This window comes from Jeotgalibacillus sp. S-D1 (assembly GCF_004358665.1).
GTDB lineage: Bacteria > Bacillota > Bacilli > Bacillales > Jeotgalibacillaceae > Jeotgalibacillus.
The window spans coordinates 617,778-636,082 of the sequence record NZ_SMZR01000002.1; the positions used below are offsets into that span (position 1 = coordinate 617,778).

General features: G+C 43.1%; 20 protein-coding genes. 6 read left to right on the forward strand and 14 right to left on the reverse strand.

Annotated elements, in window-relative coordinates; translation table 11 throughout:
* The first annotated feature begins 209 nt into the window (after positions 1-209).
* A complete protein-coding gene (locus E2R51_RS10045; protein ID WP_133376910.1) occupies positions 210-2,288 on the forward strand; it encodes a transglycosylase domain-containing protein in 2,079 nt (692 codons plus the stop codon).
* A 488-nt stretch (positions 2,289-2,776) separates the two neighbouring features.
* On the opposite strand, the gene E2R51_RS10050 is transcribed toward E2R51_RS10045, so the two are convergent.
* Both E2R51_RS10050 and E2R51_RS10055 read right to left on the reverse strand, forming a co-directional pair.
* Complete coding sequence (locus E2R51_RS10050; RefSeq protein WP_133376911.1) at positions 2,777-3,286, reverse strand: YwhD family protein; 510 nt, start codon at positions 3,284-3,286, stop codon at positions 2,777-2,779.
* A gap of 19 nt (positions 3,287-3,305) precedes the next feature.
* Complete coding sequence (locus E2R51_RS10055; RefSeq protein WP_133376912.1) at positions 3,306-3,956, reverse strand: site-2 protease family protein; 651 nt, start codon at positions 3,954-3,956, stop codon at positions 3,306-3,308.
* 160 nt (positions 3,957-4,116) lie between these two features.
* On the opposite strand from E2R51_RS10055, the gene E2R51_RS10060 reads away from it, so the two are divergent.
* Positions 4,117-4,305, forward strand: a complete 189-nt coding sequence (locus tag E2R51_RS10060; RefSeq protein WP_133376913.1) for a 2-hydroxymuconate tautomerase — start codon at positions 4,117-4,119, stop codon at positions 4,303-4,305.
* Positions 4,306-4,545: 240 nt separating this feature from the next.
* Here the strand turns inward: E2R51_RS10060 and E2R51_RS10065 are convergent, their stop codons facing one another.
* From E2R51_RS10065 to E2R51_RS10090, 6 genes are all read right to left on the reverse strand, one after another.
* Positions 4,546-6,468 carry a PTS fructose transporter subunit IIABC gene (locus E2R51_RS10065; RefSeq protein WP_133376914.1) on the reverse strand — a complete coding sequence of 641 codons (1,923 nt, stop codon included), beginning with the start codon at positions 6,466-6,468 and terminating at the stop codon, positions 4,546-4,548.
* A gap of 13 nt (positions 6,469-6,481) precedes the next feature.
* The gene (gene pfkB / locus E2R51_RS10070) at positions 6,482-7,396 is read right to left on the reverse strand and encodes a 1-phosphofructokinase (protein WP_133376915.1); all 915 of its coding nucleotides are present in this window, start codon (positions 7,394-7,396) and stop codon (positions 6,482-6,484) included.
* The gene (locus tag E2R51_RS10075; protein WP_133376916.1) at positions 7,393-8,145 is read right to left on the reverse strand and encodes a DeoR/GlpR family DNA-binding transcription regulator; all 753 of its coding nucleotides are present in this window, start codon (positions 8,143-8,145) and stop codon (positions 7,393-7,395) included. Before E2R51_RS10075 ends, pfkB begins: the two co-directional genes overlap by 4 nt.
* A gap of 397 nt (positions 8,146-8,542) precedes the next feature.
* On the reverse strand, positions 8,543-9,046 hold the full coding sequence (locus E2R51_RS10080) for a YwgA family protein (protein WP_133376917.1): 504 nt from the start codon (positions 9,044-9,046) through the stop codon (positions 8,543-8,545).
* Between the two features lie 36 nt (positions 9,047-9,082).
* A complete protein-coding gene (locus tag E2R51_RS10085; protein ID WP_133376918.1) occupies positions 9,083-10,384 on the reverse strand; it encodes an HD domain-containing protein in 1,302 nt (433 codons plus the stop codon).
* A gap of 275 nt (positions 10,385-10,659) precedes the next feature.
* Complete coding sequence (locus E2R51_RS10090; RefSeq protein WP_133376919.1) at positions 10,660-10,884, reverse strand: YuzB family protein; 225 nt, start codon at positions 10,882-10,884, stop codon at positions 10,660-10,662.
* A 207-nt stretch (positions 10,885-11,091) separates the two neighbouring features.
* On the opposite strand from E2R51_RS10090, the gene E2R51_RS10095 reads away from it, so the two are divergent.
* Positions 11,092-11,850, forward strand: a complete 759-nt coding sequence (locus E2R51_RS10095) for an RsfA family transcriptional regulator (protein WP_133376920.1) — start codon at positions 11,092-11,094, stop codon at positions 11,848-11,850.
* Positions 11,851-11,900: 50 nt separating this feature from the next.
* Here the strand turns inward: E2R51_RS10095 and lipL are convergent, their stop codons facing one another.
* On the reverse strand, positions 11,901-12,746 hold the full coding sequence (lipL, locus tag E2R51_RS10100; RefSeq protein WP_133376921.1) for an octanoyl-[GcvH]:protein N-octanoyltransferase: 846 nt from the start codon (positions 12,744-12,746) through the stop codon (positions 11,901-11,903).
* A gap of 121 nt (positions 12,747-12,867) precedes the next feature.
* Positions 12,868-13,839, reverse strand: coding sequence for a phosphate acetyltransferase (gene pta, locus E2R51_RS10105; protein WP_133376922.1), 972 nt, complete (start codon positions 13,837-13,839; stop codon positions 12,868-12,870).
* Positions 13,840-14,099: 260 nt separating this feature from the next.
* On the opposite strand from pta, the gene hemQ reads away from it, so the two are divergent.
* The 3 genes from hemQ to gerQ all read left to right on the forward strand — a co-directional run bounded on the left by hemQ (position 14,100) and on the right by gerQ (position 16,086).
* The gene (gene hemQ / locus E2R51_RS10110) at positions 14,100-14,849 is read left to right on the forward strand and encodes a hydrogen peroxide-dependent heme synthase (protein WP_133376923.1); all 750 of its coding nucleotides are present in this window, start codon (positions 14,100-14,102) and stop codon (positions 14,847-14,849) included.
* 264 nt (positions 14,850-15,113) lie between these two features.
* Positions 15,114-15,536: a cell wall hydrolase gene (locus E2R51_RS10115; protein WP_133376924.1), complete on the forward strand. Its 423-nt coding sequence runs from the start codon at positions 15,114-15,116 to the stop codon at positions 15,534-15,536.
* 46 nt (positions 15,537-15,582) lie between these two features.
* Complete coding sequence (gerQ, locus tag E2R51_RS10120; RefSeq protein ID WP_483299927.1) at positions 15,583-16,086, forward strand: spore coat protein GerQ; 504 nt, start codon at positions 15,583-15,585, stop codon at positions 16,084-16,086.
* A gap of 58 nt (positions 16,087-16,144) precedes the next feature.
* Here gerQ and E2R51_RS10125 read toward each other — a convergent pair whose 3' ends face one another.
* The 4 genes from E2R51_RS10125 to E2R51_RS10140 form a co-directional block, all read right to left on the reverse strand.
* Positions 16,145-16,516: a DUF423 domain-containing protein gene (locus E2R51_RS10125; RefSeq protein ID WP_133376925.1), complete on the reverse strand. Its 372-nt coding sequence runs from the start codon at positions 16,514-16,516 to the stop codon at positions 16,145-16,147.
* 36 nt (positions 16,517-16,552) lie between these two features.
* Positions 16,553-16,834 carry a YwdI family protein gene (locus tag E2R51_RS10130; RefSeq protein WP_133376926.1) on the reverse strand — a complete coding sequence of 94 codons (282 nt, stop codon included), beginning with the start codon at positions 16,832-16,834 and terminating at the stop codon, positions 16,553-16,555.
* Between the two features lie 74 nt (positions 16,835-16,908).
* On the reverse strand, positions 16,909-17,580 hold the full coding sequence (locus E2R51_RS10135; RefSeq protein WP_133376927.1) for a uracil-DNA glycosylase: 672 nt from the start codon (positions 17,578-17,580) through the stop codon (positions 16,909-16,911).
* Between the two features lie 23 nt (positions 17,581-17,603).
* The gene (locus E2R51_RS10140; RefSeq protein WP_165967195.1) at positions 17,604-18,236 is read right to left on the reverse strand and encodes a DUF4230 domain-containing protein; all 633 of its coding nucleotides are present in this window, start codon (positions 18,234-18,236) and stop codon (positions 17,604-17,606) included.
* Positions 18,237-18,305: the final 69 nt, after the last annotated feature.

The following is an 18,305-nucleotide window of genomic DNA, read 5'->3' on the forward strand; positions in this document are numbered from 1 at the left end:
TTTTCCACATTTAAAAAATAAAAAACACACATGACAAAATTATAGAGATAAACAGTAAAATTACAAGAGATTTGTCGAAAATATAATGGTTTTTCGGACGGAATTAAAAATAAGGATGCCTGCAATCCATGCTCTTGAAAAAGTGGCGTTTAAAATCTTGTCATTGCGCTCATACTAACGAATAAAAGACAATCGGGAGTGGGGAAATTATGGGAAGATTGGAAAGGAGAAAACGACAGAGATGGAAACGGCCGGTAAGATATGGACTCCTGTCCATTATCATTTTTACCGGGATCTGGAGCCTTGCCACAATCAGTCTCTATATCTATGCCAAAACAACTGGTCCTCCTTCGATCGCAGTCAGCCAGTCTACACTTATTTATTCCATTGATGATAAACCAATGGGCGAACATCATACGGGTGAAAAGCGGTATTGGCAGCCTCTTGATAAGATTGCGCCCGATTTAATTAATGCCACGCTGGCTATTGAAGATCGCAAGTTTTATGACCATAAAGGCTTTGATTATAAACGGATTGCAGGTGCTGTGGTTGCGGATGTGAAAGCTATGGCTAAAGTGCAGGGGGCCAGTACAATTTCGCAGCAATATGCGAGGAATCTTTATCTGACACATGATAAAACCTGGAGCAGAAAACTGAATGAAGCGCTCTATACAGTTCGTTTAGAATGGAACTATGATAAAGAAAAAATATTAGAAGGCTATCTTAATACTATTTACTATGGTCACGGCTCCTATGGCATTGAAGCCGCAAGTCAATTCTACTTCGGCGTGCCTGCTAAGGATTTATCACTTGCTCAGGCAGCAATGATTGCCGGCATTCCAAAATCACCATCCGGCTATTCACCGGTTGACCATTTTGCCGATGCAAAGGAACGTCAGGAGCTCATTTTATCCTCGATGGTAACAAACGGATCCATTACAGAAGGTGAGGCGGATCTTGCTAAGGATGAAAAGCTTGATATTAAAGCGAATCACCCGCATTCCACAGCAGATATTGCCCCTTATTTCCAGGATGCAGTATGGGCAGAGCTTGAAGGCAAACTTGGGCTCGAGCCTCACTATTTAAAATACGGCGGCCTGAAAATCTACACAACACTGGATCCTGTTAAACAGCAAATTGCAGAAGATGTGGTCAAAGAGGTTGTGCCAGAGAAATCGCAAATTGAAGTTGGGTTTGCGGCCCTAAATCCAGATAACGGCTATGTGGAGGCGCTGATAGGCGGTCGTGATTATGAAAAGAGTCCCTTTAACCGCATGACACAAGCAATGCGTCAGCCGGGCTCCACAATAAAGCCAATCCTATATACCGCCGCTCTGGAGCACGGTTTCACACCTGCAACTACGATGGCGAGTGAACCGACAACCTTCACTTATGATGATGGAAGAAGTGAATATACTCCGGAAAACTTTAATCATAAATTTGCGAACGGAGCGATTACACTGGCTCAGGCAATCGCCATTTCTGATAATATCTTTGCGGTCAAAACCCATCAATTTTTAGGTAATAATGCGCTTGAAGAAATGGGAAAACGCTTCGGTCTTCATTCAAAAATAGACAGCCGTCCAGCAGCAGCTCTTGGTTCCTCCGAGGTCATGCCTCTTGAAATGGTGAATTCCTATAATTTGTTTGCCAATGGAGGAAAACGGACAAAACCCGTATTTGTCAGACGGGTGGAAACAGCTGATGGAGAAGTCATCTATGAGCATAAAGAAAAACCGAAAAAAGCAGTCGACAGCAAGGTAGCATTTGTCATGGCACATATGCTGACAGGAACATTCGACCCTGCCTTAAACGATTATTCAACCGTAACGGGCATTACGCTGTTAAATGAGAAATCAAGAGAATACGGGGCAAAATCAGGGACAACCAATACAGATCAATGGATGATCGGCTTCTCCCCTTCTCTTACGGCGGGTATCTGGACCGGCTACGATGATTCACAGGAAATAACCCTGAATGAGGATAAGGCTATTTCAAAGCTGGTCTGGATCCGTTTTATGGAAAGAGCACTTGAAGGCACAAAAGAAGAATACCTCGTTCCCCCAGATGGCGTTGTGGCTGTCAGCATGGACCCGCACTCAGGAATGCTTGCAGGTGACGCCTGTGAAGGTGAACGAAAAGCATATTTTCTAAAGAAAACAGAACCGCTTGAAGCCTGTTCCGATAACCCTGACATCGAGCCTCCTGGAGAGCCGGTTATGACCCCGCCTGAAGAACCTGAAGAAATAGACGAAGCAGATGCAAACTGGCTGGAAAGATGGTTTTAAAGCATAAAACCTCCGTTAAAAGGGATTTCCCTTAACGGAGGTTTTTTGTTCGTGAGTTTTTTTAATTTAGTTGGCGCTCTCCTCGGAGGCGGAATGGTCGGGATATCTAACCTGTTATTGTGTATATCGATCACTTCCAGGCATTTATCTTATGTCTTTACTGTTTTATCGATCAACATGACTCATTTATCGGTCATCTTCTTATTTATCGGCAATATATCGATCAGCTATTCCTTTATATCGATCACTTTTTACAAAATATCACTCAACCTTTTGATTATATCGGTCGGTCGGAAAACAAACACATTTACTTATTTGTTAAAAGATAAAATAAAAAACCCCGGGGTGTGCGGCCTCGGGGTTTTTTTGTCCTAGTTACACATTTATGCAACTGTATTAGTAGTGTACTCCGTTTCGACAATTTGGGCAATAAAGGATGCCAATTTTGAGTAAAACGTCACAATTTGTTCACGCGTTTCCTGCTGTTATTAATTTGTTTCGAGTGCCTTCTGAAGAACAGGGTCCGAGTTCGTCCACATATCCTGATTGTGAGCCTGTAAAAATTCGGCAAGTACCCTCTTCGACTTTTCATCCATTTTCTCCACTACGATCTTTCGTTTCATGGATTTGTCCATTAAATTCACATGCTCCGGCAGCAGCTTATAGCCGCGGCGTTTTTCACGATTCACAACCATTTCACAGGCGGTAACCCCCGCATAATAAGGGCCCTCCTGCTTGCGATCGATGGTTACCCACACAAGCCAAAACTGCTTACCGCCTTCAGAGTCCTCACGATTTTGGGTAAATTTAACACCCTTTTCTGCTTTTGAACGCGCGTGCATTGCACCCACATCTATTTCAGCGTGCCCCTCTTCTACATCTATAATAACGGGTGAAACATTATCTAAACTGAGCGCACCAATACCAAAACCGCCATGTCCGTCAGTTGGGTCGTTTTTAATAATATTGAAACCGATACTTTTCTTTTTTTCGCTCATCCTGATTCACTCCTCAATCTTATAATCCCAGCATTGCTGCAATGATCATTCCAAAAAACTGCTGTATTGCAGGAATGGTCGTATTAAATAAGGGGGTAATTGTATAATTGCTCAGCGGCGTAATGGCTATGATTAAAAATAGCAGTCCGCCATATTGTTCATACTGCGTTAATTTGGGTCTGATTCGATTAGGTACCAAATCTGAAATAATCCGATATCCATCAAGCGGCGGAAGCGGAATTAAATTAAACACAAACAGCAAAATGTTCAAACTGATCATGGTCATCAATAAACCTGTCACAAATAAAGGAACTTGAACCCCAGCTGTCACCAGTGCAATATAAGCAGTCTGAGCCGCAAAAGCAAGGACCAGGTTCGTCAGCGGGCCGGCAATTGAAACGAGCACACCCGCGAGCCGGGGCCGTTTAAAATAAAATCGATTAACCGGAACAGGTTTGGCCCACCCAAATCCTATAATAAAGATCAGAATCGTACCGATCGGATCCAGATGTTTGATGGGATTCAGGGTTAATCTTCCCTGATTTTTGGCTGTAGGATCACCAAATTTATAAGCTGTATAGGCATGAGCCAATTCATGCAGCGTGAAGGCAATTAACAGTGTAATAATAATATACACGAGCTGCTCGGGGTTATTAAATAATGTAAACACGCTTCAACTTCCTTTCATACGACCAATTTTGCGCGCATCTTACTTGTGTTATTATGTCGGTCGTTTACACTTAAAGAAGCAGCGGCTGATTGATTCGATTGTATCACATTTTGAATCGTACATACGACGCTGAAAGTTTATTAGAAAGGAGAATACACATATGCCTTATGTAACAGTAAAAATGATCGAGGGACGCTCTGAGGATCAAAAAAAAGCACTGGTAGAGAAAGTAACGGCTGCAGTTGTTGAAACAACAGGCGCTCCGGCTGAAAAAGTAGCAGTATTCATTGAAGAAATGAGCAAAAATCATTACGGTGTTGGCGGCAAACGGTTAAGCGACGAAGAATAAAAAAGAGGTTGGGACAAATGTGTCTCAACCTCTACAAACCGGTTCACTGCGCTTCAGGCGGACGCTTTCCGCAGGGACGGCGCTGAGCCCTCCTCAGGCTTCGCCTTGCGGGGTCTCAGCTTGCCGTCAAATCCTGCAGGAGTCGCCACCTTCCGCTCCGTTCACCTCATGTTTTCTTTAAAATTAACTCAATTTATATATCTATTGTTTATGTCCCATGCTCTTTTGGTTACTGATCACTTATTTCGTCACTACCGGTTTCTTTAACAAACCAACCATAACTGCTGTCACAATGGATCCAATCGCAATGGCAAGTGTGTAAAGCAAGACGCTTATCAGTCCGTCTTCAAGTGTTAGGAAAACAAAGATTCCGCCATGCGGAGCCCGCAATGCAAGATCAAACCATAGTGTAAGACCACCAGCAATAGCTGAACCTACCGCCGCTGATGGGATCACACGCAGTGGATCTGCGGCCGCAAAAGGAATGGCTCCCTCGGTAATAAAGAATGCGCCAAGGAAGTAAGCAGATACACCTGTTTTACGCTCCTGGTCATTGAATTTGCGTTTAAATAATGTTGTAGCAAGTGCCATTCCAAGCGGCGGCACCATACCTCCAGCCATTACCGCAGCCTGAGGCCCAAATTGTCCATCCGCTGCCACTGCAAGGGCGAAAGCGTAGGCTGCTTTATTGATTGGTCCACCCATATCAATGGCCATCATTCCGCCAAGTAAAATTCCTAAAAGAGCCAGGTTTCCAGTTCCAAGTCCTCCAAGCCAATTTGTAATGCCGGTGTTGATGGCACTAAGCGGCTGAACACCCCAATACATTATTAAACCTGTAGCTAAAATACCAAGTAAAGGATAAATCAACACCGGCTTTAAGCCATTAAACACAGCCGGCAGGTTTTTAAATAATGCTTTCAATCCCACTACAATGTAACCTGCAAGGAAACCGGCGATAATACCGCCAAGGAAGCCTCCGCCGCCTGTAGCAGCCATTAAACCGCCCACCATACCCGGTGCAAAACCAGGACGGTCAGCAATACTCATCGCAATAAATGCAGCCAATACCGGCACAATTAAGAAGAACGCATTGTCTCCGCCAATATAGCTTAAAATATCACCAAAAGGAGATCTTTCTCCTGTAAGCTGATCCTCAAAAGCAAAGGATGCAGCGATTAAAATTCCTCCACCAACGATAAATGGAAGCATATTGGAAACACCATTCATCAAGTGTTTGTACACACCTGAACGGCCTTTTCCACCGCCGCCTTCTTCTCCTTCCTCATTTGAAGAAGATCCTGATCCACGGTAAATTGGCGCATCCTGATTTACAGCGCGCGTTATCAGCTGCTCTGTCTTTCTAATCCCATCGGTTACCGGCACTTCAATTACATGTTTGCCTTTAAACCGGTCCATGTCTACTTTTGTATCAGCAGCCACTATAATAGCAACAGCTTTTTCAATATCTGAAGCAGTCAAAATATTTTTTGCTCCATCTGAACCATTTGTTTCAACTTTAATATCGACATTCATTTCTTTTGCTTTGTTTTTCAGTGCATCAGCTGCCATATACGTATGGGCAATTCCTGTAGGACAGCCTGTTACAGCAAGAACCTTTCCGCTTGGTACCGGCGCCTCGTTTGTTTCACTTTCTTTTTCTGCAGCTTCGTTCGCTTCATTTTCAGCTGCATCCTGTCTTTCTTTTTCTTCCTCATGATAAGAAAGAAGCGCAATAACTTCATCTGAATTTTTCGCATCCAGCAGCCCCTGCTTAACTTCTTCTTTTAATAACAGCACAGATAAACGGCTCAACGCCTGTAGATGTGTATCATTTGCTCCGGCAGATGCTGCGATCATAAAGATCAAATGAGCGGGCTGACCGTCCAGTGATTCATAATCCAGGCCTTCTGTTGAACGGCCAAATGCAATGGCAGGTTCTTTTACTGCTTCCGTCTTTGCATGAGGAATGGCTATGCCTTCTCCAATTCCGGTAGTTGTTTGATCTTCTCTTGCCTGAATGGCTTTTTGATAGGCAGTTTTATCATTCAATTTCCCCGCACGGTCTAAAACGGATACCATTTCTTCAATGGTGCCGGCTTTTTCTTTTGACTGCAGATTCAGCTCGATCGTATCTTTTGTTAATAAATCGGTAATCTTCAACGTAAACCCTCCTTTAGTTCAGTGTTTGAATGGAAACCTGTGAAACCAATTTTTGTATCTTATCAGCCGTGGCAAGCCCTTCTGAAAATGCTGTAGCAGAACCAGTTGCAACGCTCAGGCGAAATGCTTCTTCAATGGATAAACCTTTTTCTCTTCCGGCTAAAAACCCGGCTACCGATGAATCGCCGGCGCCTACGCTGTTTTTCACCACACCCTTTGGCACCTGGGCACGGTAGCTGGCTTCTTTGGTCAATAAGACCGCACCATCGCCAGCCATGGAAATCATAATATTTTCTATATCGTAGCTTAATAGCTTTTTGCCATAGGTGATGGCCTCTTCAACCGTGGTAATGTCAACGCCAAAATATTCGCCCAGTTCATGATGATTTGGTTTTATAAAATAAAGCGGCGATGAAAGAGCCGGCTCCAGCAATGCTTTTTCTGCATCAATCACGACTTTCAATCCTCTTTCAGCCGCTTTCATGGTGAGCGTTCCATACAATGAAGAAGGCAGCGAAGAAGGAATGCTTCCAGCTAATACAAGGGTGTCGCCTGCTCCATATTGATCCAGCAAATCAATCAGTGCACGATGGCTTTCAGGAGAAATCTCAGGACCGGCTCCGTTGATTTCCGTTTCTTCTCCGGTTTTAAGTTTTACATTAATTCTTGTTGGCTCCTGCACATGAATAAAATTTGTTTTAATGCCTTTTTCAGCCAGGGAATCTGTAATAAAGCTTCCGCTGAAGCCGCCGACAAAGCCAGTAGCTACACTGGAAACTTTCAGTTCATGAAGCACCTGTGAAACATTGATGCCTTTCCCGCCGGCAAAATAAGCGGTATCCTTCGTGCGGTTTAATGAACCAATATTTAATTCATTAATGCGGACAACATAATCCACTGAAGGATTAAGCGTAACCGTTATAATCATGAACCCACCACCTTAACTTTCGTTTGTTTTCTATAAAGAGACTGAACATCATCGTCCAATTCATTCGTAATCAGCGTGCCGTCTTTCATTTCTGCGAACTTTGAAAATGCAATTTCCCCCAGCTTCCCTTCGTCCGCCAAAATAAATGTTTCACGGGAAAGAGTCATAGCCAGCTGCTTCACCTGAGCTTCTTCCGGATCAGGAGTTGTATACCCAAACTCATGATGGACCCCGTTTGCCCCCATAAAAGCTTTATCAAAGCGATAAGCGTTCATTGATTCAAGGGCCCCCCGTCCAATCACTGCGTTGGTACGCGGCTTTATGACACCGCCGATTACATATGTCTTAATTTCTTTTAAAAGCAATCCCTCCAGATGCATTAAACCGTTCGTTACGACAACAATCTCTTTATCTGGCAGAAACTCGATCATTTGCTGGGTAGTCGTCCCGGCATCTATGAAAATGCAATCTCCCTCTTCCACTTGGGATGCAGCATATTGAGCGATTTTTTTCTTTTCTTGAAGGCTTTTGGATGATTTTTCAGGAACACTTGCTTCCTGAAGCTTCCCTTTTAACAGCTTTGCCCCGCCGTGTACACGTTTAATGAATTTCTTTTTTTCCAACTCAGTTAAATCTCTGCGAATCGTTGATTCAGAAGCGCCCGTTAAATGAACAAGCTCTTGGATCTTCACGATATCATGATGTTTTACAAGCTCTAAAATGAGGGAAAACCGTTCATCTGTCAGCACTATTTCTGCCTCCAATACCCGTTTATATTTTCATTATAAAGAGAACGCTTTCAAAAATCAATCATAAAGTATCAAAAACGATCAAAAACATTCATGGAAATTTTTGTGGCTTGTGGAAATCCCTTGAATTAAGCTTTCGCGATGCGGGTTAAACGGACGCGAATCGGGGCAGGTCTTTGGACCCGAGGCTTGGATTAGCTGAGCGAAGGCTTCGATTGATGGCGGAAAGGGGCGGATTGCCGGGCGCAAGGCTTCGATTCAGCCTCCATACCAGCGGATTCGAGACGTCCAGGCTTCGATTGATGGCACTCACGCCACAACCTCTGCCGCCACTGCCCCTGCAAATCGTCAAGCAAAAAAAAAACGATCATCGCCTGGCATGCGATGATCGTTTGAATCAAGAAACAGTAGAAAGATGCTTTATATACGCTAAAGCCTCGCTGATTTCTTCTTCCGTATAGTTTTGTTTACTTTTGACCTTTTGGACTTTCTGGATCAATTCTTTCTCCTGCAATCCGTCAAAGTACAGCATGGTTGAAACGAGCTCCAGAAATCTTGAAGACTGGTCATTTAAGTCGCGCAAACAAGCTTCAACACTGGGCATTGGGTTGGTGCTCTGGGCGTCCAGAAAAGCTTGTCCTTCTTCTGTAATTCCGTAACGGTATTGAGTATATCCGCTCTTTTTTTCTTTTTGCTCTGTGATAAAACCCATATTGCAAAGCTCCTCCACCCGCAGTGTCAGTTCCTCTGAATAGGGCCCAAAAAAATGAAATTGGTATTTTTCATGAAAAGGGAATGATAGTTTTTTGGCTATATATATCATCTTCTGCAGCTTTTTTCGTCCGACAATCTCCCCTGAGACGAAAAAGGCCTGCATCAGTTTTGCATGATCCTTCATCATAGATTTTACATCTCCTTTGTACTGCCATCACCTGATTTACTCAATGCCAAGAATGGTCTTAATTTTCGCTTTTACTTCCTTATGTGTTGAATCATCTGTCACACAGTCCTTTGGATAGTAAAGCTTGTGATCGGTTCTTCTTTTGCCTGAAATCGCATCTACGATATCGGACTGTCTTGATAACTCTCTCAGCTCTCCGCTTGGCATCATCAGATGAATCGGAACACGTTCTTCTTCTTCCCCCGGACGATAAAAGTCGTATGGCAGATCAGACGATGAATCCACTACCAAATAATAATCAGGATTTAATTCTGCCTGCTGGAAGAGTTTTTCGAGTTCGTTTAGCTTCTTGTATTCTTTTGACGGGTCGAATTCAACATATTTAAACAGATTACGATTCATAAAACGGCTGCATAAATCTCGCAGAATAGGATCTTTCTCTTCTTCCCACATTTGGAAGTAATACATAATGACAGACTCATCAAGCTTTAAATAATCCTTGAGTGTCACGATTCCATTAAACATTGATACAAAATGGTAAGGCTCATAAGCAAATTTGTAATTCATTTCACTTAATTCTTTTGCCCTGTGAAGAATTTTTGTCAGTATAACCTCTGAGCTTCTTGTTACTGGATGAAAATACACTTGCCAGTACATTTGGTAACGGCTCATTATGTAATCTTCAACAGCATGCATTCCGCTGGATTTAATCACTACCTGATCTTCCCTCGGGCGAAGAACCCGCAAAATTCGTTCCATGTCAAAATGGCCGTAGCTTACCCCTGTAAAATATGCATCCCGCTGAAGGTAATCCATGCGGTCAGCGTCAATCTGGCTTGAAATAAGGCTGATGACCTGTTTGTTCTCGTATGTTTTGGCTATGACATCAGATACATTCTGAGGAAATTCGGACGAAACTCTTTTCAGTACTTGATTTACCTCTGTATCACCCAGAATGATAGCTTGTGTGAATGCTTCATGATCGAGATCAAAGACTTTTTCAAACGAATGTGAAAATGGTCCGTGGCCAAGATCATGCAGCAGTGCAGCGCAAAGAGAGACAAGCCGTTCACTTTCGTCCCATTCCGGTCTTTGTGCAAAAACATCATCCACAATACGCCGAATAATCTCATAAACGCCAAGTGAATGATTAAAGCGGCTGTGCTCTGCTCCATGAAACGTCAAGTAGGTGGTTCCGAGCTGGCGAATTCGGCGTAAACGCTGGAATTCTTTTGTGCCGATTAAATCCCAGACAACCTGATCTCGAACGTGAATATAGCGATGAACGGGATCTTTAAATACTTTTTCCTCTTGCAGCTTTTTCGTGGAGTACGCCATACGTTTCCCTCTTTTCGAGCGTCATAATCTTATTATAACGGCTATTTTTTTCGATACACTACTTGACAATTTCAAACTATTTTTAAACACTGGCATCTCAATTTTTGAGATGATATATTATTTTTTTCATCATTATTAACTTACTGTATTTTTATTTTAACGCTATTGCCTTCATACAAAAAACCAGCTCCGGCAGCAGCGATCTATTTTGTGTTGGACCGAATTGGCCAGGCAGTGATCACCGCTTATGGGATGCTGGAATCATTTAGATGTATTTATTTTTTTAACTTTGTGCGGACTTTGTTCATAAGTTCTTCTTCTGTCAATGCCGCGACAGGGCGATTATTGACAAAGGTAAACGTCTTTTTACGGCCTGGACCACAATAAGATTGGCACCTTATATCAACGGAAGCATCAGGATCAATTTCCTTAAGCTTTGGAATCAATGTCTTAAGATCAACGGCTTGACAATCGTCGCAAACACGGAATTCGTTTGCCATTTGTCTGCAACCCTTTCCTCGTGAGTCTCGTTTATTCACTACCAGTCATTGTACCGATTTGACGTATTTATTTCAAGATAAATACCAAAATGGACAATCGTTTTACTTTTCTATTAACCACTGATGTATGAAATTCTTTTAATTCGGAGAAAATATCGATATGGATAGATGTCCAAATGAAAGATTCATGGAACAGGAGTGAATAGAATGAAACAACGACAAGATGCTTGGATGGAAGAAGACGATTTGGTACTGGCAGACACTGTGTTACGTCACGTGCGTGAAGGCAGCACTCAACTAAATGCATTTGAAGAAGTAGGCGACAAACTAAATCGCACCTCAGCGGCTTGCGGATTTCGCTGGAATGCTGTTGTTCGCCAGCAATATGAGAAAGCACTTGATTTAGCAAAAAAACAGCGCAAGCAGCGTCATCGATTACTGGGCAAGGAGCAAAGCGGCAAGAAAAAAGTACTTTATCAGCCACAGATGCCATCAATCGAAGAATTCCAGTCCATCGATTTACCATTTTCAGAGGGACCTGCAAACGAACCTGCGGAAACAGAATATCACAACGAGTTTTCCCAGGAAGAAACATATGTGCCTTACCGTGAAAGAGAAAGAGAGGTGCAGCCAGCAAGGCAGACACCTGTATCTTCCCTTTCGCTTGAGGTAGTCATTGCTTACCTGCAGCAGATGGGGCAAAATCGCGGACAGGATGCTCAGGCAAAACGTCAGCTTGAGCGTGCTTTAAACGAAAATCGCATCCTGCGGGATCAATGCAGAGAGCTTGAGCTTCAGGTTCAAAGACTCGAAGATCAAGAAACAACCATGCAGGAAGACTATGAAACATTGATGAAGATCATGAACCGTGCCAGAAAGCTAATCTTATTTGACGAAGAAGAAATGCCAAGCAACTCCTTTAAAATGGACCGCAATGGCAATCTTGAAAAAGTAGTAGAAAACTAATTAAAAAAATCTGTCCAGCTGGCTGAAAATTCCCAGTTGGACAGATTTTTTTATTTAGCTAATGATCGATGGTTTCTTTCAATTACTCTTGAAAAATAGCCATCATAAAGCAAGGCTTCTTTTTCATTCAGCTGTCCTGCAGAGATGGTGCCGCTAATCTTCTTGAGAGATTGCAAGAAGCGAAGCATTCCATCCCCGATGGTTAACGGCGTATTCAGCAGCTCCGATAAGGAGGCCATTACCTCTGGTTTAATAGAAGGGTATTTGTGCTTTGTGGATTCACCCTGAACAGCCTGCTCATAGAACTGTTTAATTAATTCGGCTCGGGCACTGCCGCTGCCTGATAGGCACAGATAAATCTGCACAGCTACACCGCCTCTGATGCGGCGCTGTGAGATACCTGCAAACTTCAGTCCATTAATACTCAAGTCATAGCTTCCGGGACAATACGAACCTTCTACTTCGTAGGCTTCAATCTCTGCATCAAAATCCGAAAACATGATTCGCACGAGCTCCACCATTGCTTCATATCCTCTATTAATATCAATTCCTTTTTCATCTTCACTAAAAATTAACGAAATATTTAAGACCCCATCATCAAGGACAACCGCGAGTCCTCCGGAATTTCGTACAATAGAACGAAATCCAGCTTGCCCGAGCACATCTAATCCTTTCTGCAAATAGGGTGTTCTCGTATCCTGAATACCGAGCACCACTGTATCATGGTGTACCCAGGCACGCGCTGTTGCTGGTGCTTCTCCCGCTCCCACCGATGTACATAATGTATCATCCATAGCAAAAGACTGGAGGCCTTCAAACATCGGTCCCAGGCTTGACTGGTCAATGACCCGCCATACAGGCTGATGCAGCAGTTTCAGTGAGTTACCCTGTTCCATCTTTCATCGATCTCCTCTGCCATACAAACTGATCAGATTATACCATAAAACCCTTCCACTTTGAGCAAATCAGCAGCAAAACCCCAGCCAATTAATGATGGCAGGGGTTTTGTTGGATTTATTATAGTGCTTGCCCCGCTGTAATAAGTGCAAGCTTGTAAACATCCTCTTCATTACAACCGCGGGAAAGGTCGTTCACCGGCGCATTCAAACCTTGTAAAATAGGTCCTACTGCTTCCAAATTGCCTAAACGCTGAGCAATTTTGTATCCGATATTACCAGCTTCAAGACTTGGAAAAACGAATACATTGGCATCCCCTTTTATTTCTGAATCCGGCGCTTTGCTTTTGGCAACAGAGGGAACGAATGCTGCATCAAATTGGAATTCCCCATCCAAAGCTAAATCAGGAGCCTGTTCTTTGGCAATATGAACGGCATCTGCCACTTTTTCTGTTTCTGGAGACTTAGCTGAACCTTTGGTCGAAAAGCTCAGCATGGCAACACGAGGTTCAATATCAAACATTTGAGCTGTTTTCGCGCTTTCTAATGCGATTTCTGCCAAGTCCTGGCTGTCCGGTGAAATATTAATTGCACAATCGGCAAATACATATTTCTCATCTCCGCGCACCATAATGAACACGCCGGATGTTTTTTTGATGCCCGGCTTTGTTTTAATAATTTGAAGAGCTGGACGAACGGTATCCGCTGTAGAATGTGCGGCTCCGCTTACAAGGCCGTGTGCACGGTCCGTATAGACCAGCATGGTACCAAAGTAATTTTCATCCAAAAGAATTTTGCGTGCATCTTCTTCTGTTGCTTTTCCTTTACGGCGTTCCACAAAGGATTGAACAAGCTCTTCCATATGCTCGTATGATGCCGGATCTAAAATATCAGTTCCGTTAAGCGTCACATTCATTTCCTTCGCTTTCGCTTCTACTTCATCCTTATTTCCGATTAAGACCGGTGTTAATATACCTTCTGCTGCTAAACGGCTCGCAGCGCGAAGAATTCGCTCGTCCAGTCCCTCAGGAAATACAATCCGTGTATCTTGTCCTTTAATTTTTTCCGTTAGTGTTGTAAATAAATCGCTCATTTTGCGACCTCCTTAAAACGTCTTTACCGCTAGCATACCCCATCTCTGTTAGAATTCAAGGATAAGCCATCATGTCAGCGTTTACAGATGAGATGTTTGTTTTTTCGGATAATTTATACCAATGTCATCCCCTTGCCTCAATGCATTCTCCATTTAATAAATGGCTAAATATTGAACTGTAATCATGGCGGGAGTGCGTAAAAAGGAATTATGATATGATGGCAATGGGTATTTAAGTAATTCTCAAGGAGTGACGATAAATGAATGAAGCAGCAACAACGCTTGATGGCTGGTATGGCCTTCATGATTTTCGTAAAATGGATTGGACCTCTTGGAAACGCCTGACAAGTGATGAACGCACGCAGGCCATTGCTGAATTTCAGCATTTCCTCCAAAAGCTTGATGTGGTTCAAAACGAAGAGCAAGGCAGTCATTCTTTTTATTCTATTGTGGGGCAAAAAGCGGATTTCATGCTTTTTATTTTACGACCTACTATGGAAGAATTGAATCATTTGGAAAACGAATTCAACAAGCTGACAATCGCTGAATTTACAGTTCCAACTTATTCTTATGTATCAGTGGTTGAACTCGGAAGCTATGGCTCGAAAGATTCAGATGAGGATCCATATGAAAATCCATATGTACGTTCCCGTTTGTATCCCCAACTGCCTAAATCAAAGCATATTTGCTTTTATCCAATGGATAAAAAGCGTGAAGGCGATGACAACTGGTATATGCTGCCAATGGAAAAACGAAAGCAGCTTATGTACGACCATGGAATGATCGGCCGCGGCTACGCAGGTAAAATTAAGCAAATTATTTCCGGCTCGGTTGGTTTTGATGACTGGGAATGGGGCGTCACGCTTTATGCAGATGATGTTCTTCAATTCAAAAAAATCGTGTATGAAATGCGTTTTGATGAAGTAAGTGCACGCTATGGCGAATTCGGTTCGTTCTACGTGGGCAATTTACTTGAAAATGAAGACCTTCCTCAATTTTTACACGTATAAAAAAAATTTTTGCCCATACATTAAGTCGTGTCCCATTTATATAAGGGGCACGGCTTTTTTCTTTTAAGTTCTGTTAAACTCGGCTGTTGTTATTTGCAGATGATTGTTTGGAACTGAAGGCGTGAGACTCCTGCTCAGATGCGGCTTGTTGCTGAACACCTTCACAGAAAATCAATATCCACTTTTAACAAAGCCTGTTTCTAAGTGAATATCTTGTCTCCGTCAGGCATATAGTGATTAGCGATGGGGGAGGAGTGAGGATATGTGGCGGTAATTGCACATAACGAGAAGGAGGTTGACTTGCTGGCTAGGCTGATGCGTGCTGAAGCTGAAGGTGATGGAGAACTCGGAATGCTGATGGTAGGAAATGTGGGGGTTAACCGGGCCCGTGTAGACTGCATGGACTTTACCGATGTTCGTACCATTGAACAAATGGTTTTTCAGCGGCCTGGAGGTTTTGAAGCTACTCTCAAAGGTTATTTTTATCAGCGGGCAAGAGAAAGAGATAAGCAGCTTGCCAGACGAGTGTTAAAAGGCGAGCGTTTCCACCCGGCTACAAACGGACTTTGGTTTTACCGTCCAGAGGGTGATTGTCCAGCCCAGTGGTATGGACAGTGGAATACAGGACGTTTTAAATCGCATTGCTTTTTCGCTCCCACCCAGCAGGATTGCCCAGACGTCTTTTAATGCATTTTTCATTATTTGACTTGAAACATCAAGGAGGCGAACATTGATGAATAATCCTTCATCAAACAGTGGTCAAAAACCACAGCAAGGTCAATCAACACAACAGGGGCAGCCCATGCAATCAAACCCCTCATCTCATTCTGGCCAGTCTGGATCCAACTTTTCCTACCCATATTATCAGCCAACGCAGCAGCAAAGCTACCCAAGCTACTCCTATCCCACTCAAAGCTACCAACAAACACCAACCTTCACTCAGGGTCAGGGTTCAGGAGGCCAGCTTCCAAACGAGGAGTCGTATATTGAAAATATCCTGCGTTTAAATCGCGGCAAACCGGCAACAGTATACATGACGTTTGAAAATAACCGCGAGTGGAATGCAAAGATTTTCAAAGGAATTGTGGAAGCCGCCGGCCGTGATCATATTATCTTAAGCGACCCAAAAAGCGGATTACGCTACATTTTACCGATGATTTACCTGGATTACATTACATTTGAAGGCGAAATTCAGTACTCATATCCATTAGCAAATGCGCAATACTCCCCACGTTAATTTATACGAATAAGACCGCTCCCCATTAATGGAGAGCGGTCTATTTGTCTTGTTTTTCTTAAAGAACCTTCATTGCAGCAATAATCAAGCACACCCATGCAGCCAAAAAGGCTACGCCGCCGATCGGTGTGATGGCACCGAGGACACTGATCCCTGTCAGGCTTAAGATATACAGACTGCCTGAGAAAAAGATGATGCCGACTAACATAAGCCAGCCTGCCCAACTGAGAAGACCGGTCGCCGGGAGGTTCCCCATCAGAATGCCAATAATAAGAATACCTGTGGCATGGAACATTTGATATTGAACAGCAGTATTCCATGTATCGAGGTACTTCGCTTCCACACGGCCTTCCAGCGCATGTGCCCCAAATGCTCCCAGACCTACTGACAGCAAGGCGTTTATTGCCCCGATAATTATAAATAATTTCATTTGTAAACAACTTCCCTTCTTTTCAATTAGTTAACCCTAAAAATCGAATAATGAATCTCCATTCGAACCATCTTCCATTCGTATAGGCTTGTCCTTTTGCATGGAAACAGGCTGTTGTACAGGAGCCTGATACACCGACGAAGGCTGAACTGGTTCGATTCGTTGGGCAGAAATGCCGCCTGACGGTTCATCCAAGGCCAAATCACATAACGTTCTAATGGCATGCAGATGCTCTCTCATTTGTGATGAGGGGGCTTGTTTTGCCTGTCCAACCTGTTGTTCAATCTTGGCCAGCAGCTTTTCATGTGAGATATTCAATTGCTGCACTCTCCTTTCATTGCTGCTTATTAGTTTAAATGAATAAAATTGATGTCCAAAAGCACAAAAAACGTCTACTCCAACGACCAATCTATTTCATCGATTCCATTTGCACGCAAGTATTTATTCGCTTTCGAAAAAGGCTTGCTTCCAAAAAAGCCCCGATGAGCAGATAACGGACTCGGGTGCGGTGCTGTCAGCACACAATGCACATTCTCATCGATCAGCTCTCTTTTTGATCCAGCAGGTTTTCCCCACAAAATAAAGACAGTCGGTTTTTCACGCTGGCCAACCAAATGAATAATTTCATTCGTCAGCGTTTCCCATCCCTTCTTACGATGAGAATTCGCCTGCCCTTCGCGGACGGTAAGGACCGTATTTAGCAATAATACTCCCTGTTTACTCCATTTATCAAGGTAACCATCTGTAGGTACTGGAACCTGCATATCGTCTGCAAGTTCCTTAAAAATGTTTTTTAATGAAGGGGGAATTTTCACACCAGGCTGTACAGAAAAGCTCAAGCCATGAGCCTGCCCCTTTCCATGATATGGATCCTGCCCTAAAATAACCACCTTTACATTCTCAAAGGATGTATTATACATCGCCTGATAAATAGAATCCATCGGAGGAAAAATCGTTTCCTCCGTGTATTCTTCTTTCAGAAATGCCCGAAGCTCTTGATAATAAGGTTTGGAAAACTCTTTTTCAAGAAGAGGCTGCCAATCATTTTGAAATAGTTCTTTCATTATGCTTTCACCTCTTCCATTCTTTATTCATCCTCGAATAGAATCGTGGCTTCATAACCAGCAAGCTTGAAGAATTCACTTAATACCCGCTCAGCATTTTTATCTGCCTGACTGAGCAGACCCTGGTCGGTTGCTTCTTCCTTTATCATATCCTGCGCTTGAGCGGCAATCTCAAAGCCTTCCTCCCAATTCACATTGCTCCTAAATAAACCTTCTACAGAAAAAGCTTGAATATTTCCCAAATCGATCGCAGGGTCCTGTAAAAGTGTGGAGCGTGGGATCGTAATTTCAATCTTTTGTGCTTCTGCATCAAGACGTACATCGTCCTCAGTTATTTTTTCTAAATCCACTCCTGCTAAAACAGTACCCGGTACCACAAGCAATAAACGGCGCTGGGTCCCAGGCAGATTAATAGAAATATTTTGCCCGAAGAACTGATTATCCGTTTGCTCTATTACCGCTTTAACGTATGCCTGAGAGGTGGCAAGAGAACTCATATCTCTAATTTGTTCGACAAAAGCTTCTGATTCCTGTTCTGTATTGTCCCCTGAAAGCCATGCGGTCGAGATCAAAATACTGATTCCAAGCAGGACCAGAAGTACCAGGACAAGCAATACATATTTTAAGCGCCAAAGCCAAAATATTGATTTCCCCATTTTCATAACCATATTAAGCAGTATGGGATACGTGATTGCTTATCCAAGCGCCGCCTGAATTAAAAACAG

Bases quoted from the DNA above. Each gene is read 5' to 3' on its own strand.
- lipL (WP_133376921.1), bottom strand. From the start codon at position 12,746: ATGGAACAGGGTAACTCACTGAAACTGCTGCATCAGCCTGTATGGCGG.
- E2R51_RS10090 (WP_133376919.1), bottom strand. From the start codon at position 10,884: ATGGCAAACGAATTCCGTGTTTGCGACGATTGTCAAGCCGTTGATCTT.
- E2R51_RS10140 (WP_165967195.1), bottom strand. From the start codon at position 18,236: ATGGGGAAATCAATATTTTGGCTTTGGCGCTTAAAATATGTATTGCTT.
- E2R51_RS10050 (WP_133376911.1), bottom strand. From the start codon at position 3,286: ATGAGCGAAAAAAAGAAAAGTATCGGTTTCAATATTATTAAAAACGAC.
- E2R51_RS10060 (WP_133376913.1), top strand. From the start codon at position 4,117: ATGCCTTATGTAACAGTAAAAATGATCGAGGGACGCTCTGAGGATCAA.
- gerQ (WP_483299927.1), top strand. From the start codon at position 15,583: ATGAATAATCCTTCATCAAACAGTGGTCAAAAACCACAGCAAGGTCAA.
- E2R51_RS10095 (WP_133376920.1), top strand. From the start codon at position 11,092: ATGAAACAACGACAAGATGCTTGGATGGAAGAAGACGATTTGGTACTG.
- pta (WP_133376922.1), bottom strand. From the start codon at position 13,839: ATGAGCGATTTATTTACAACACTAACGGAAAAAATTAAAGGACAAGAT.
- E2R51_RS10135 (WP_133376927.1), bottom strand. From the start codon at position 17,580: ATGAAAGAACTATTTCAAAATGATTGGCAGCCTCTTCTTGAAAAAGAG.
- E2R51_RS10080 (WP_133376917.1), bottom strand. From the start codon at position 9,046: ATGATGAAGGATCATGCAAAACTGATGCAGGCCTTTTTCGTCTCAGGG.
- E2R51_RS10045 (WP_133376910.1), top strand. From the start codon at position 210: ATGGGAAGATTGGAAAGGAGAAAACGACAGAGATGGAAACGGCCGGTA.
- E2R51_RS10085 (WP_133376918.1), bottom strand. From the start codon at position 10,384: ATGGCGTACTCCACGAAAAAGCTGCAAGAGGAAAAAGTATTTAAAGAT.
- pfkB (WP_133376915.1), bottom strand. From the start codon at position 7,396: ATGATTATAACGGTTACGCTTAATCCTTCAGTGGATTATGTTGTCCGC.
- hemQ (WP_133376923.1), top strand. From the start codon at position 14,100: ATGAATGAAGCAGCAACAACGCTTGATGGCTGGTATGGCCTTCATGAT.
- E2R51_RS10125 (WP_133376925.1), bottom strand. From the start codon at position 16,516: ATGAAATTATTTATAATTATCGGGGCAATAAACGCCTTGCTGTCAGTA.